15 protein-coding genes and 3 pseudogenes are annotated in these 13,165 nt (G+C 60.5%); 8 read left to right on the top strand and 10 right to left on the bottom strand.

Going from position 1 to position 13,165, the window contains the following annotated elements:
* The first annotated feature begins 30 nt into the window (after window positions 1-30).
* From ACP2YO_RS21180 to ACP2YO_RS21165, 4 genes are all read left to right on the top strand, one after another.
* Window positions 31-393 carry a response regulator gene (locus ACP2YO_RS21180; RefSeq protein WP_426442527.1) on the top strand — a complete coding sequence of 121 codons (363 nt, stop codon included), beginning with the start codon at window positions 31-33 and terminating at the stop codon, window positions 391-393.
* Window positions 394-1,163: 770 nt separating this feature from the next.
* Window positions 1,164-1,391 carry a winged helix-turn-helix domain-containing protein gene (locus tag ACP2YO_RS21175; protein WP_426442526.1) on the top strand — a complete coding sequence of 76 codons (228 nt, stop codon included), beginning with the start codon at window positions 1,164-1,166 and terminating at the stop codon, window positions 1,389-1,391.
* A gap of 848 nt (window positions 1,392-2,239) precedes the next feature.
* Window positions 2,240-2,455, top strand: a complete 216-nt coding sequence (locus ACP2YO_RS21170; RefSeq protein WP_426442525.1) for a hypothetical protein — start codon at window positions 2,240-2,242, stop codon at window positions 2,453-2,455.
* Window positions 2,455-2,601: a hypothetical protein gene (locus ACP2YO_RS21165; RefSeq protein ID WP_426442524.1), complete on the top strand. Its 147-nt coding sequence runs from the start codon at window positions 2,455-2,457 to the stop codon at window positions 2,599-2,601. Before ACP2YO_RS21170 ends, ACP2YO_RS21165 begins: the two co-directional genes overlap by 1 nt.
* A gap of 879 nt (window positions 2,602-3,480) precedes the next feature.
* On the opposite strand, the pseudogene ACP2YO_RS21160 reads toward ACP2YO_RS21165, so the two are convergent.
* Window positions 3,481-3,651, bottom strand: a pseudogene (locus tag ACP2YO_RS21160) (aspartate 1-decarboxylase); the annotation flags it as partial.
* A 1-nt stretch (window position 3,652) separates the two neighbouring features.
* Window positions 3,653-3,754: pseudogene (locus tag ACP2YO_RS21155) on the bottom strand (integrase); the annotation flags it as partial.
* Between the two features lie 67 nt (window positions 3,755-3,821).
* On the opposite strand from ACP2YO_RS21155, the gene ACP2YO_RS21150 reads away from it, so the two are divergent.
* From ACP2YO_RS21150 to ACP2YO_RS21140, 3 genes are all read left to right on the top strand, one after another.
* A complete protein-coding gene (locus ACP2YO_RS21150) occupies window positions 3,822-4,256 on the top strand; it encodes a DUF4209 domain-containing protein (RefSeq protein ID WP_426442523.1) in 435 nt (144 codons plus the stop codon).
* A 35-nt stretch (window positions 4,257-4,291) separates the two neighbouring features.
* A complete protein-coding gene (locus ACP2YO_RS21145) occupies window positions 4,292-4,507 on the top strand; it encodes a hypothetical protein (protein ID WP_426442522.1) in 216 nt (71 codons plus the stop codon).
* Between the two features lie 140 nt (window positions 4,508-4,647).
* Window positions 4,648-4,773 (top strand): hypothetical protein, encoded by a 126-nt coding sequence (locus ACP2YO_RS21140; protein ID WP_426442521.1) that lies wholly within the window; start codon window positions 4,648-4,650, stop codon window positions 4,771-4,773.
* Between the two features lie 608 nt (window positions 4,774-5,381).
* On the opposite strand, the gene ACP2YO_RS21135 is transcribed toward ACP2YO_RS21140, so the two are convergent.
* From ACP2YO_RS21135 to ACP2YO_RS21115, 5 genes are all read right to left on the bottom strand, one after another.
* A complete protein-coding gene (locus ACP2YO_RS21135) occupies window positions 5,382-6,263 on the bottom strand; it encodes a replication initiator protein A (RefSeq protein ID WP_426442520.1) in 882 nt (293 codons plus the stop codon).
* Window positions 6,264-6,285: 22 nt separating this feature from the next.
* The gene (locus tag ACP2YO_RS21130) at window positions 6,286-6,567 is read right to left on the bottom strand and encodes a helix-turn-helix transcriptional regulator (protein ID WP_426442519.1); all 282 of its coding nucleotides are present in this window, start codon (window positions 6,565-6,567) and stop codon (window positions 6,286-6,288) included.
* A gap of 132 nt (window positions 6,568-6,699) precedes the next feature.
* Complete coding sequence (locus tag ACP2YO_RS21125) at window positions 6,700-7,203, bottom strand: DUF2285 domain-containing protein (protein ID WP_426442518.1); 504 nt, start codon at window positions 7,201-7,203, stop codon at window positions 6,700-6,702.
* Window positions 7,204-7,279: 76 nt separating this feature from the next.
* On the bottom strand, window positions 7,280-7,474 hold the full coding sequence (locus ACP2YO_RS21120; RefSeq protein ID WP_426442517.1) for a transcriptional regulator domain-containing protein: 195 nt from the start codon (window positions 7,472-7,474) through the stop codon (window positions 7,280-7,282).
* Window positions 7,475-7,640: 166 nt separating this feature from the next.
* Window positions 7,641-7,913, bottom strand: a complete 273-nt coding sequence (locus ACP2YO_RS21115) for a DUF2285 domain-containing protein (RefSeq protein ID WP_426442516.1) — start codon at window positions 7,911-7,913, stop codon at window positions 7,641-7,643.
* A gap of 220 nt (window positions 7,914-8,133) precedes the next feature.
* On the opposite strand from ACP2YO_RS21115, the gene ACP2YO_RS21110 reads away from it, so the two are divergent.
* The gene (locus ACP2YO_RS21110; protein ID WP_426442515.1) at window positions 8,134-8,361 is read left to right on the top strand and encodes a helix-turn-helix domain-containing protein; all 228 of its coding nucleotides are present in this window, start codon (window positions 8,134-8,136) and stop codon (window positions 8,359-8,361) included.
* 144 nt (window positions 8,362-8,505) lie between these two features.
* Here ACP2YO_RS21110 and ACP2YO_RS21105 read toward each other — a convergent pair whose 3' ends face one another.
* The 3 genes and pseudogenes from ACP2YO_RS21105 to ACP2YO_RS21095 all read right to left on the bottom strand — a co-directional run bounded on the left by ACP2YO_RS21105 (window position 8,506) and on the right by ACP2YO_RS21095 (window position 13,142).
* Window positions 8,506-9,696 (bottom strand): DUF932 domain-containing protein, encoded by a 1,191-nt coding sequence (locus ACP2YO_RS21105; RefSeq protein WP_426443275.1) that lies wholly within the window; start codon window positions 9,694-9,696, stop codon window positions 8,506-8,508.
* 391 nt (window positions 9,697-10,087) lie between these two features.
* On the bottom strand, window positions 10,088-10,399 hold the full coding sequence (locus tag ACP2YO_RS21100) for a DUF736 domain-containing protein (protein ID WP_426442514.1): 312 nt from the start codon (window positions 10,397-10,399) through the stop codon (window positions 10,088-10,090).
* Between the two features lie 767 nt (window positions 10,400-11,166).
* Window positions 11,167-13,142 (bottom strand): annotated as a pseudogene (locus ACP2YO_RS21095) (ParB/RepB/Spo0J family partition protein).
* Window positions 13,143-13,165 lie beyond the last annotated feature (23 nt).

Here is a 13,165-nt window from a genome sequence, read left to right as displayed (position 1 = left end):
TGGTCCCGATCCTTTACGGGCGGCCCAAAAATGACGCGCCTGATTGTACTCGTGGTCGAAGACGAATTTCTGATCCGCTTGCACGCGGCCAATATGGTCGAGGCGGCGGGGTTTCAAGCTCTCACGGCGGAGAACGCTGACGACGCCATAGCCATCCTTGAGGCACGAGACGATGTCCGGGTAATCTTCACTGATATCCAGATGCCCGGTTCAATGGATGGTTTGAAGCTCGCTGCGGCGGTTCGCGACCGCTGGCCGCCCATTGCGATTATCGCCACTTCGGCCGTGAACGTGCGGGACAAACTTCCGGCTGGCGGGCGGTTCATTCCCAAGCCTTACAGCCTCACGGAAGTTGAATTGCATCTTCGAGAGGTGACGGCGAGCCAACGCTGATGGGCCAACCGAGGAGCCCGAGTGATCTAGCCCCGTGGGTGCGCCTCAAAGTCTCGCTATCGCTCGATCAGCCCGCGCTCAACGGCCATGCGGCGGGCACCGACCTCCAGATAGAGGCGACCCGGATGGCTTGCTTGTGAGCCGTGGGGCCTACGGCTAGCCGCCTCTGGAGGCGTGCCCGACGCCACTCCTCGACGCGGCGCAGCCGAACGATAATCACCTCCGCCGTGATCTCGGCTTTCGCCGTTTGCTTGGACATCGTATCCCCTGCACGTGTGGATGAGACGTACCACAACTGACATCGCTCCGGCTACCATTTCCGCCCACCGAGAACTCGTCCTTTCGACACAGGTAGCGCGGCTTTGAGACGGTCGCGCTCAAGACAGAGGGCATCTATTTTTGTCGAGCATTCGTGCAAGGAGAACTTCGGCTGAGGCTGTAGGAATACCCGCCCTCACGAATCTTTCGCCGGATTGCCTGACGTTTCGACTCGCGCTAGCGGCGCTCTTCGATAATCTCTTGTCGGGGTCCAAGCTGCTGCCCAACCCGGGCCCCTTTTCCCAACCCACCGGCCTCAGTTTTCCCCAAGACTGGGGCCGGCTTTCCCTCGTTCCGCTACGCGGAACAAAGGGCTCTTGCGGGATCTATGTCACGCTCCACGACAGGGTCCAACTAAATAGCCAGAAACAATTGCCCGGCTTGGCCGTCATATAGGCTGCAGTCGATATTGGCTGCACTTCGTCACTTTGTGGATCAAGCGGAGAACCTTGATGAGCGTGGCAGACGATATCCTGCGCGAGCTGAGATCAAATCCTGGTCAGACCGAATGCGAACTGGCCGAACATCTATTGAGCAAAAGCGGCACTCAGCAACGGATCAACCCGACGTGCCGCAAGCTGGTCGATAGAGGTTGGCTGGTTCGGCAGGGAAAAGGCGGTCCGCTAGATCCGTTCACTTATCATCTGCCACAGCGATCGAGGGGGAACGCGGAGCCGTAGCCCCGAGCCCTGCTCTCTCCCCGCTCGCGCCCCGCGAACGAAAAACCCGGCAGTTGCGTGCCGGGCCATTCGAAAATATGAACACGTAAAGTATGCAGCGATTAAAGGCCGGCGTCCGTTACAGCACTATGAAAATCGCGCCCGTATAATTGCGGAGACCCTGCCGGTGCACACCTGCGTTCACAGGCGGGTGCACACCGACGCCCTTATTAACCACTTGCGCGCATCCTGATCTTGGGACGGGTCCGCATGGGGACAGTAGCGGTCTCGTGTCGGGGAGGAGCCGCCACCCCCCAGCCCCGTTGGCGGCTCCTCTTCCCGTCAAACAACACGAAGCCAATTGTGAAGCAGTTCACATTTGTGCTGCGCAGCACGTACTACAGTCTAAGCCGCTGGGGGATTTCAGGGGCCCAGTCGCAGGGCGCCGCCGGGACACGATTTTTCGAGCCCGACGGCGTATCTTTTTGGGCTGTCAGCCGCCGCCAGTGCGACATGAGCCGCGCGAAACCATTTTCCGGTCCGCACGAAGCAGGCCTGAAACGAATCCGGCCTAGCGTTCGGTCATTGGACCAGAGGGGATTAGGTCATGTGGGATTTCATCAACGCCTTGTATCGCGACTATTGCCTGGCTCGCCTGCAGGAAATGCGGAAGCTCGAGCTGTCGCACTAAACCATGGTCCGCGCGAAAGGATACCCGGTCACGAGTACAGTTCTGACCGCGGTGGCCGCTGCGGTAGCTTTATGGACCATCGTTGGGCACCCTCAGCCGACGCATCATAAGAAGCCGGTTGCTCGGATCGTCGAGCGCCCCTGAAGTGCTTTCCCTTACCCGACGCGGGAGCAAAGCCATGCAGGAACACAAGGGCATTCAATTCCAGGATCTCGATCAAGTCTTGCACAACGCTCATCTTCGCCGATCGGCCGACCTGGGCCTCTGGCTGCGTAAGTTTTTTGAGGCTCGTCGCCAGCGCCTGGAAGAAATCAAATTGAAACAGGTTACGAAATCGGCCGGTAACGCCGGACCCCTATCGTCTCACCCATTGCTGACTCTGGGAGATTTCTGATGATCTCACTTTCAAAGCCCGCTACCGATCTCGCCGCTTCGCGTCCGGTCTCCACATTGGCCATTGTGACCCTGTTCAGCCTCGTTGGGCTGGCGATCTCTCTTGCCTTCGCGCGGTACGGCATCGACGTCGCGATCGGCATGTAAGCGGCAAGAAGTTCCGATCAAAATTCGGACGTCCGCGGCCCCGCGCTAAACCGGTCCACCATGCCTTTGGCGAGGTCGCTAGTGCGGTCTCTGGATACATCGCTATCGAACGATCCCTTTCAGGCTTTCGTAAGTCGGCACTGCCACGTTACCCTCTTTGACGAAGGGCATTCTATGGACACCAAGGTCAAAATTCGTTGCCCGGCTTGCACGCGTGTATTTAGGGAAAGAGCTAACCGGGTTCGCGATGGCTTGCAGGTCAACTGCCACGATTGCAATAAGTTAATAACTTTGACGAAAGAGACTGAGGACCCTTTTCTGCGCAGGGCACTAAAGGAGGCGCGTGAGCTCAGAGCAGCGCAAGACGCGGCGGTATTCGCAGCGACGTACCGCGGTGCAGCGACTTCGCCGAAGCGAGAAACGCCCTAGAGCTTTCGACCGCCTGTTGCAAAATGAAAAAGCCCGTCGGACTTCTTACCCCGACGGGCTCATAGATGTTGTCGCGGTGCGAGCTACATATCCGCGACGCCCGGCTAAATTAGCGCCAGAACGTTCGATCGAGAGTTACCTCGCCAGACGGCGAGCATGAGCCGCTAGCCGCTGCCGGTTACGCTTTCGAAGACGTCGACGGCGTTTCATTGGCCGGGCTCCTGGCCGCTCCTACGATCGAGAGCACTACGCCCGGCGCCGGATCATAGCACAGCCACGCTGTCAGCGTTCGCGGCGCAAAAGCACGGTGGTTATCGCAGCGTTTGGCCTCATAGCTGGCAGTTTTGTCCGGATGGGTTCGGTTCATTGGTCACTTCCACGCGAGCCATCAGTTGCGCACACGTTTTTGCGGCCGCTAGAAACTAAAGCTCCACATCGGCCTTGTAGCTTTCAGCCTGGCAATATGCGATTTTCTGCGTCAACCAGCACGACGCGCGGTCTGAACATTCTTGCCTCGGCCTCGTCAAAGGCGGCGTATGCAACAATAATTACCCTATCTCCAATCATCGCAAGTCTCGCGGCCGCACCATTCAGGCCTATTATGCCTGACCCGTGGGGCGCCGCCGGCGCCGTAGGCCACGCTCAGCGCCGCCTTGTACTTCAGCCCCGGCGCGGCATCGAGCAGCCGCGCGACTTCCTCGGAACTGAGCACCACCGGCAGCTTGTGCGTAACTCCGCCGAATTCACGCTGTGACTTTCCCCTGGCTCTACGTCCAATTTCTGATGACTTCATGTGCGCAAATCTTCGTAAGGCTTGTGTTCGACCCGTCCTATTTTTACGCCAGCGCCGCCGATTTTCCGCAAGCGCGATCAGTCCCTCTTCTCCAAACCAGGATATCCTGATCCCACAAATTGAAGTAGCGTTGCGCAGCATCGCGCATGAAGCTGGCCTTCCTGTCACCAAAGCCCATCCCAAAGTTCCGGAGACGAGTGTTGCGATAGGAATGGGTGACATTCTGTACCAAGATAGGGTGACTGCGGTTCTTGGACCAAACATGACCCTGCACTTGCAAGCGCTGTTCGCCGATCCGCGCGGCCTCAATCTTCGAAACGAAATGGCCCACGGTCTCCTGGGTGCTACCGCGTTTGACGGTCACACGGTGCGTCTCCTGATCCATTGTCTGCTCGTGCTGGGGCTATGGAAGGAATTTGCGGGGAAGCCTTAAGGCCAATCGCGATAGGCGTACTCGATCAGACCGGCATGTTAATCGAGCGGTACTTCGTCCCGCGCATGCGTTCCGATCCAAACCTTTTGCGCAGGCTCGGGCTTCCGCAACTTGAGCTTCTCGAAGCTCTCCGGCGGCATCTTTTGCAAGCCGCAGAAAGCGCTGATGCGGTGATTGCCATCGATCACGTGTCATTGCTGATTGAAATGGAACCCCCGCCGCGCCTAGCACAACGCGCTGATAACATTTGAAAAGTTGCTCTTTAAGAGGGGGCCCGATCGGCGCCGATTGTGACCCCTCTCGAAGCGCTGAATTCTTAGTTGAATCAATCCGCTGCAGGCAACCAGCATGGGTCCCGACGTCGGCGCCGAAACACACCAGGAAGAAGGGTTTGAAGCGCGCGGCGACCGCAGTGGCGCGCGCGCTCGCCGTGCTGCTGCACAAGATCTGGACCAGTGGCACCACGTTCCGGTTTGGCGCCGGCGGCAAGCGCGGCCGGGTCGCTGCGGCGAAGTAAGGGCCTCCGCGACCCGGCCGCTTCCACGCGCGCCTTCTCCTTCCGCCACGGCGGAGCGGCGTCTCCCGAGGAGACGGGGATTTGGGTGAGATCGCAACTTTTCTTGCCGGCGGCTTCATGCAGACCATTGAAGCCATCAAGCACGGCGCTGGTTAGCCTGACCGCCCATTCTCCAGATTCCGGCTTGTGGTGGCCATCGTGCCAACCACGGATGTTAGCGAGTTCTCCTCGACGAGCGAGTGGCCGCAAAGGGAAGCAACGATCGTGATGCGGTGACGCTGAGTTTGACGATCGCGCAGTGTTGCGCGTGATCGCGCACGCGCGCGCAGATTGGAGAAAAGATTCGCGTTGCAGGACAATGTTGCGCGTGAGAGAGTGGATGTTGCGCGTGAGAGAGTGGATGCATGCGGCATCCTCGTTGCACGCGCGGCCGACTTGTTCACAACGTACTGATTCACAACAAGAAGTTAGTGTCAGTATGTTAGTAAAGTTACGGGGGCTGGAAAGCGCTTGATGACAAGGACTTAAGCTCGATTCCGGTCCCCGATAGCACGAGGATCCGGTCCCTGATGGCACGAGGATCGTGGTCCCCGATAGCACGAGCTGATTCACAGGCTGCCTCCTGACTGCGGAATGAGACCGCGCCCGCGAAGCCTCTCGGTGAATGGATCGACGGGTGTGGCTGCGAAGTTCAATCGCTCGGCGCCATTGGGATCGCGCGTGAGCACGAGTTGGTAGCCGGGCAATGTCTGCTGCTGGACGATCTGGCGCAGGTCGTATGCAAAATGCTTGAGCGGCGATAGGCTGCCCGACTTGGCATGGAGATGCACAAGATCGAAACTCCAGCCGCCCTCCTGACGACCGCCGTGCTTGCGCACAAGACGGTAAAGCCAGCGCTCAAGTCCGCCCGTCAGATCGAAATAGGCGCGATCAATCGTCAGCACGAGCGCATCATCGATCACGCCGGCATAGAACCAATCGGGCAGAATCAGCTCGAGCCCGAAGGGACGGCCATTTGCATCAGCCGTCTCCTTCCATTCGTTGATCCAGGAGAAGCGATGCCGCCGTCGTTCTGTTGGCTGGCGGATCGACGTCAGCACCGTCGTTGACTGCAGCCTGTCGAGACCCGCCTTCAGCCGATCATAGTCACGTGCGCTGGTGCCTCGGCCGACGAACGTCAGAATCTCGTAGGAGGTTGCAGCCATCAGACGCGAGGTCTTCAGGCCTGAGTCACGGGCCTCGACGATCTGCGACGCAGCCCAGATCAGGACATCTGCATCCCAGATGGTTGCCATGCCGTGTTCCGGCACGGCTTCGACCCGAATGGCGATCGCGCCGGCACGGAAATCGATCGGCACAATGCGCTTGGTCTTTGCGAGCGAAAAGAACGGATAGGCCATCAGATCCTGCGCGTCGCGCGGCGCGAGATCGCCTGGCAGCGCACGAAACAGTTGCAGTTGGTCACGTTCGGATAGGTGTTTGCGCCGCATCGCCAGTGCTCTTTCGTGACGATCAGCGGCGTTCCTGGCCCGCATACGGGCGCAGGGTCGGATGCTTCTTGGCAGGCAGCACGGTCCCCTTGCCTGGATCGGATGTCGACGTCTTGGCGCCGAGATCGGCCCAGGCCTTCAGGTCATCCAGCGCATAGACGACGCGACCACCGATCTTCCGGTAGGTCGGTCCTGTGCCGTAGGTGCGGTGCTTTTCCAGCGTGCGGCCGGAAAGACCGAGAAATCGCGCGGCTTCGGGCGTGCGCAAGTATCGCGGCGGCAAGCCGGCGTTCGGATCGGACATTTGAGAAGCTCCGTGACCATCTGGAGCGCCGGCGCGAACGGCGGCGCGTCGACGGTCACGATCGCGGAGAAGGCCTGCGAAGGGGGATGCCGATGATTGTGGGGTATGTTTTCGATACCCAAACTGGAGGCGCTATTTGTCCTTGCGCCTGGGACGCAGCAATTCGCGATAGCCGCCTCGCATCAATGCAAGGGCGCTTTGCACGAGACGAATTGTGCGACTACGCAGGTCGTGCGTTTTCCAGGCACGATCGGGGATGCGCTTTCTGCCAAATAGAGCTTCAGCGATGATGCGATACGTACCGCCGGCCTCACGAGCGTCGAGCGCCCGAATGGCGACGCACAGCCGTTCGCATCGCTGTTTTGACAGCCCGTGAGAGGCGGTACCGACCGCGCGCTCATTGATCGCGCGCCACAGCCGTTGCGCTGCATGGGCGCGTGCATCGAAATCGCGGTCGAAGGGCAATTGGGCTGCGCAATTGGCGTCGGCGACTGGCAGCTCCTTCAGCCAGACGCGATGGTCGGCGACGCCGATCCGTAGGACGGCGTGCCAGCCATCGGAGGCTCGCCGCGCCTGGCCCGCAGCAAGATCGAGCAGCGGCTGAAACGCGATGCCGCCACTAACCGTCGACGCCATCACCGCGATTGGAATGACCGTTGGCAGAACCTCGGGCGCCCAAATGATAACCTGTTCCTCGAAGGACCTCTGCGGGTCATGGGCGAAAGCAGATACCCCATTTCCTCCTGAAGTCCGGGGTTACTTCGCCGTCCGGGCTGTTTCTGATGGTCTCCTCATAGTCGCGCTGATAGTCTTTGTTTCGCCGAAGAAATTCCCAGGCGATGTCTGTGATGTCAGCGTCCTGTAGGCTCTTGTACGAATCCGGCGACCGCCAGTCGAATGTCGGCATTGCTTACGCCCCCTATCCATTCAGATAACAAGGATTGCGGCGCAATAATTCTGATCGATTGGGTTGTAGGAAGCCCCTACTTTGGCACCACGTGGTGCTCCGGGATGACCACCAGCCAGTCGAAGAAGATTTTGTTCTCGACGGGAATTGCGTCGATGAATTTCTTCTATTTGGACCCGGCACCGCGCAAGAGACGTCCTTGTTCCGTAACCCACTTAGCGCGCTTAAGATGAGTCAGGTATGCATTACGCGCGCGATCGGGTTCTCGCTCGGGATCGATATGCAGCACTATTCGTGCGACCTCCCGCCAGTCGGCCCCCTCGTTGTCGGCCTGCAAAAGACGCGTGTACGTCACGACGTGCTGCTCGTCATAGACCGTCAGAGCGGAATCGGTTGGCGCGACATCCGCTACGTCAGGATCAAGCGGTGGTTTAGTCATGGCCCTACGCCGCGCGAGCAATCGAAACACGAATTGAGGGACGCATCCCGCCACCTCGTATAGCGTACGAGTGTAGCATTTGGCATGCCACAAAAGGCATCCCGGAGCGCTTTTCTCTACATTTCCGCAAATCGAACCTCCATCCTGCGGCCACGCGTCCGGGCACTCCGCGTATTATAACACGTAGCGCCAAAATACGCGATTGCCTCCTATCCTGCGGATGGACATTCGCAAGGTCTTCGGAGGAAATGCGCGCCGATTCCGGCTGGCCCTTGGTTTGAGCCAAGAGGCAGTCGCGGAACGCATGGGCGTCGATAGGGCCTTCATAAGCAGCATGGAAAGAGGGCTGCAAAACGCAACCCTCCTCACGATCTGGCAGATCGCCCAAGCCTTGGAAGTGCGGCCTGCTGATCTGCTTGAGGAAAGAGTGTCTAAGATTAGATCCTGATCCCTCGCGAGCCGGGCCGAAGGCCCGGCGAGCGCCGGACGCGGACACGCGTTATCGCCGCCGGTCCGGCAAGCCGGACCGGCGGCGATGCATAGGGTACAGGGAAGTAGCCGCGCAACCGATCGCGATTGCGCGGCTCGCTCCTCAGATTGCGCGTTCCATCAAGCGCTTTGCCTTACCTTCCAGTTCAAGCCTTGCATCCTGATGCGACTTGGTGCGAGCAAGCGCCGTAATCCCCTGCACGAAGTCAAAGATGCTCTCGGGCTTACGGCTTTCCTCGCCTAGAACGGTCTCGATGACCTTCGTCGTCTCCGACTTGGAAAACCCGCTTCTGCGAAGAAAGCTTTCCCTATCATCGTCCGTGCGGGCAACAACCCTCTCCCGCGCGGCCTTGATACCGGCGACGAAAGGCGCGGGCGATGAATTGGCAAAGCTCGTCAACGCTGGGGCGGCTTCGTGCGCAAAGCGTTGCGCGGCAAATTTCGAATGCCGGATGGTGATCTCCTCGAAATTCTCGACGCCCCACAGATTACGATTCATGCAGACGGCACGAAGGTAGAAGCTCGCAATGCCGAGCGTCTTGCTGCCGACCTCGCTATTCCAGCAGTAAAATCCCCGGAAATACAAATCTGGTGATCCATCCGGCAATCGCCCCGCCTCGATCGGGTTCGTATCGTCGACCAGAAACAGAAACACGTCGCGATCGCTGGCGTAAAGGGTGGTCGTGTCCTTGGTCACGTCCACAAAGGGATTGTGTGTCATGGTTGACCAATCCATCACACCGGGCACCTTCCACCGCGTATCTCCCGCGCCGTTGCCCGCAATCTTCATGACCGCCGCAACCAACTCGTGGTCCCAGATACGACCATAGTCCGGGCCGGTGACAGCACGAAGCTCGACGCGTCCGCTATCGTCTTCCAAAGTTTTCACGAGTTCGGCGCGATGGGACAGCAAACCATGCTGCAGGTTGATGGCCGACAGTGTCGCAGGCAATTGCCGCAGATAAGATGTCGGCGCGCCGACAAGCGTGCACAACTGGCCAAAGCTCCAATGCGTCGGCGCCACCGGCTCGTCACGTCCCGGCACCGTCAGAACGAGCCGCTCGGAATTGTCCCGGTTCGCCTCCACTCGGATGGCGCGGCTTTCCACCGTCCGCGCTTGCGCGCGCTCGGCCCGTCCTCGCACCGCTTCATAAAGGTCCGGCAGGTTCAGATAACGCTCGTCATCCGGTCGCGCAAACCACTCGGACGATACGCGGCCGATCCGCTGGCCGCGCGATACATCCACGCGAAAACCTCCGGAAGCAGGCTGTTCACTCTGAGACAGGGTCATCATGGTCATGGGTCTTTTCCTATGGGCTTGGGTTGAAGCGCAGCGCTGCGCTGCAACCCTGCCCGTCGGCGAGACCTGGGGTAGCAAGAGCAAGGGCGGCTGGAGTGGAGGGGGATCACCCGCCTGACAAGGGCGCGCGTTGATCGCGCGTCTGCACGCGCCCCCGACGACAATGTCGTCCTGAAGCTTCGTGGGCGCGGAAGACCGGGGAGACCGCTGCAGCCGGCACCGGTTTCGGTGCTTCACCCTTGCGCGCGCGAGGGCGGAGCCCTTAGCGATCCTTCCGCAAAAATAAGGAGACCGGAGGTCTTCCGTTCTCCTCTGCGCGGACGGGCCATAGGCATGAAAAAAGCCCCGCCTCCGAGGGAGGCGGGGCGGATCGGTCCGGAGCGGATCAGTCGCCGTTGCGGCGGGACCAGATCAGGGTGTAGCTGTCATCGCCCTCGCCCTTCACCAGCGAGGCGTAGATCGGGGCCGGGAAGCTCGGATCGTCCAGCTTGACCGAGAGATATTCGCGCTCGGTCTCTCGGGCGGTCTTCTTCCAGGCAGCGCCGAACTCAGTCGCGCCCGCCAGAATGCGATAGTCGGGAGCCTTGTCGTTCTCCTTCTCGGTCGCGACGAAGGTCGCCTTGACGTTGAGCGTAAGCGTCTTGACCGAGCCGGTGAAGCCGTTGTTCGCCGCAGTGAAGGTGCCGATGGTAGCCATGGTTGTCTCCGTTTCGTTGTCGGGCCGCGACCATCGCAGCCTCGATGGCGGTCCTTGGCCCGGGGAGCGATCGGCCCGCAGCCGTCAGGCCCGCAGCGCAGCGGAGGACGGCGTTAGCCGGCTTTTTTGCCTCGCGAGGAATGTCGCCCTTAGCGGCAGGGGAAAAAAGCCGGCGAAGCCGTTGCGGGAAGGCGATCGAGGCGTAGCCGTCCCTCGGGCCTGATCCGTCCATTCGAGGTTGCGTGGGACGCGCCCATAAACGGACTGACAGGGACCACCATGACTACGGTCATCGAACCGGCACAAGGACACGGCCTCACTGATCGCGTAAAGACGCGCTCTCGGATGTCAACGAAGACAAAGGCGTGACCTGGAGAACGACAGCGACCGATTTCGCATTGCGGCGCGCCTTGGTGCTGCTCTGACGGAAGTCCCCGGGGACCATGCCGCTATCTCGTCGTGGAGCAGTCGAAGCCTTCGAAACGACTAGAGCTCGCAGGTAAAGGAGCGACCGCGCCGGCAGCTACACGCTGATCTGGTCCCGCCGCAACAGCAATCGATCCAACCGGAGCGATCCGTCATGCGCCATTCGCAGAATGGATGCGCACAGGCGCGCCTCGCACAGCGATCTCACTTTCTTCCGAAAGTGTTTCTTGTGGGTGAGTGAAGATCATGACGATGGCCGCGCGCCTCATGGCGCGCGGCCGAATTTTCTACAGTTGGATAGGAAAAAGCCGGGACCGCCGAAGCGGTCCCGGCCGCGTCGATCATTCGGCAGCGTCGGCGTAGGCGTTTGCCTGCGTATCCGCGGCCGCATCCGCCTCCGGTTGCTCTCCGCGCTCTTGCACGGCTTTCGGCGTCCGCATCAGCGTGGGCAGCCAATCCGTCGCGGCCAGCAACTGCTCGGCGGCTTCCGCCATGTCTGGCTTCTTCATGTCCGCCATGCGGTCGGCCGCCTCGCCACTGACGCCTTCCCGCACCGCTTCGAGGATACGCGCCTTGGTGATGCGACCGAAATAGGTGCGCACGGTCGGCCGCCAGTAGCCGGTCATATCGAGCGAGACAGCTTCCGCCAGCCGCTCGGCTGTAGCCATGGTGCGAGGCTTCCGTTCCCAAGGCAACCTGACGGCGTTGACCGTCAACGCCACGCAATGGGCGAGCAACGCCATGCGGCTGTCGTGATCCAGTTCGGTCACGAACGTCCACAGGGTGGTCACGTCGCGGGGCATCTGCCTTGCCCAGCATGCGACGCCAGCACCGTATTGACCGGGTGGATGCCGACAACGTGCGCTTCCGCCCCGAGATAGAAGATTTGCGCGGCGAGCGCATGGGTGACGGTCACGATGGCGACGTCGGGCTGTTCGCTCAGATTGAGCCGCAGCCCCAGGGTGCGATGGGCGGTGAGGTCACGAACGAGGATATCCGACAACGGACTGTCGCTATCTTCCCCGTCGGTGGCTGTCTGATCCGCCTCGCCGTCCCCATCCTCTGGAGACCGGCCTTCTCCAGCCTCCGCATCGGTGGTCTCCGAACCATCCCCATCATGCTCGGTTTCCGCCTTCGGCTTTTCATCCTCGGCTCGGATGAAGCCACGCTCGATTCGCACTGCACCGTCATGATTGAGGATTACGAAAGCGCCGCCCCGCGCGATGTCGTCAGGATCATAGGCCAGCCGCTTGCCTTCCAGTCGCTCGATCTCGGCTTCCAGTTCGCCAAACCGTGCGTCCACCTCGTCCGGAAGTTCCTCGGCCGTCTCGTGCTGTTCGGTCAGGCTGTTGAATTCGGCCTGCGCCGCATCGAGGGCGGCCCTATCTTCCGGCGAAAGCTCCACCGGGTGTGGGTATGTCCGGCGCAAGCCATGGGCGTGGGGGAAATCGAGGTGGACTTGCGTCCACTTCCAGCCCTCTGCTTCCCGCAGGACATCCGCCGCGCGTCCGAGCTTTCCGGTCACCAACAGATCGAGCAGCGCCACGTCCTCAAAGTAGCCGCCGCGATCCTCCGTAAAGAGATCGCGAAGGATCGTTCCACCCGCCTCGGTGTACGCTTCCACACCGACAAAGATCGCGCGGCGATCCGTGGCGGCAACATGGGTTTCGGTGAGCATGCGGCGGATCGTGCTTGCATCGCGGTTGTACGATAGCCGCTCGTAAGCCGCCTCCTGCCGGGCATGGTCCTCGGTGATGGCAAAGGCCATCAACTGGTCCAGTGCCAGATCGCCATCGCGATAGACCTGCATCAATTTCGGGGAGACCGCGCCCAAGCGCAGGCGCTGACGCACCACGTGAGGCGTCACGCCGAACCGGGCGGCGATCTCTTCCGCACCGAACCCGCGTTCGTCCGCGAGTTTCTTGAAGGCCTCGAACTGGTCGGCAGGATGCATGTTTTCCCGGGTGACGTTCTCGTCGAGGCTGATTTCGTGGGGATCGTTCGCGGTATCGACGATGCAGCGGATCGGCTCGGTCTTTTTGATTTCCTTGCGCTTCAGCCGCAGAAGCTGGGCAAGCCGCCTGCCCTCGCCGATGGTGACGAAATAGAATCCAGTCGTCACACCGTCGTCGAACTCCGGTTCGACGACGAGATTTTGCAGAATGCCCTTCGCGGCGATACTTGCCGCATAGGCTTCGATCGCTGCCTCGCTGTGCGGCGTCTTACGGGCGTTCTTCGGGGATTTCTTGAGCTTGTTGAGCGGAATGAAAACCTCAGTCCCGCTTTCAACGGTGGTTTCGACGTGCTTGGCCGACATCAGTGATCTCCTTTGGGTTAAGG

The sequence above is a fragment of the Bradyrhizobium genosp. P genome (assembly GCF_049949265.1).
In the GTDB taxonomy this organism is placed as follows: Bacteria; Pseudomonadota; Alphaproteobacteria; order Rhizobiales; family Xanthobacteraceae; genus Bradyrhizobium.
This window is presented reverse-complemented; position numbering and strand designations above follow the sequence as displayed.

Excerpts from the sequence above, each read along its gene's own strand:
- ACP2YO_RS21150 (WP_426442523.1), top strand. The coding sequence starts at position 3,822 with ATGTGCGCAAATCTTCGTAAGGCTTGTGTTCGACCCGTCCTATTTTTA.
- ACP2YO_RS21115 (WP_426442516.1), bottom strand. The coding sequence starts at position 7,913 with ATGACTAAACCACCGCTTGATCCTGACGTAGCGGATGTCGCGCCAACC.
- ACP2YO_RS21135 (WP_426442520.1), bottom strand. The coding sequence starts at position 6,263 with ATGCGGCGCAAACACCTATCCGAACGTGACCAACTGCAACTGTTTCGT.
- ACP2YO_RS21175 (WP_426442526.1), top strand. The coding sequence starts at position 1,164 with ATGAGCGTGGCAGACGATATCCTGCGCGAGCTGAGATCAAATCCTGGT.
- ACP2YO_RS21145 (WP_426442522.1), top strand. The coding sequence starts at position 4,292 with ATGTTAATCGAGCGGTACTTCGTCCCGCGCATGCGTTCCGATCCAAAC.
- ACP2YO_RS21165 (WP_426442524.1), top strand. The coding sequence starts at position 2,455 with ATGATCTCACTTTCAAAGCCCGCTACCGATCTCGCCGCTTCGCGTCCG.
- ACP2YO_RS21130 (WP_426442519.1), bottom strand. The coding sequence starts at position 6,567 with ATGTCCGATCCGAACGCCGGCTTGCCGCCGCGATACTTGCGCACGCCC.
- ACP2YO_RS21180 (WP_426442527.1), top strand. The coding sequence starts at position 31 with ATGACGCGCCTGATTGTACTCGTGGTCGAAGACGAATTTCTGATCCGC.
- ACP2YO_RS21110 (WP_426442515.1), top strand. The coding sequence starts at position 8,134 with ATGGACATTCGCAAGGTCTTCGGAGGAAATGCGCGCCGATTCCGGCTG.
- ACP2YO_RS21105 (WP_426443275.1), bottom strand. The coding sequence starts at position 9,696 with ATGATGACCCTGTCTCAGAGTGAACAGCCTGCTTCCGGAGGTTTTCGC.
- ACP2YO_RS21170 (WP_426442525.1), top strand. The coding sequence starts at position 2,240 with ATGCAGGAACACAAGGGCATTCAATTCCAGGATCTCGATCAAGTCTTG.
- ACP2YO_RS21120 (WP_426442517.1), bottom strand. The coding sequence starts at position 7,474 with ATGCCGACATTCGACTGGCGGTCGCCGGATTCGTACAAGAGCCTACAG.
- ACP2YO_RS21125 (WP_426442518.1), bottom strand. The coding sequence starts at position 7,203 with ATGGCGTCGACGGTTAGTGGCGGCATCGCGTTTCAGCCGCTGCTCGAT.
- ACP2YO_RS21100 (WP_426442514.1), bottom strand. The coding sequence starts at position 10,399 with ATGGCTACCATCGGCACCTTCACTGCGGCGAACAACGGCTTCACCGGC.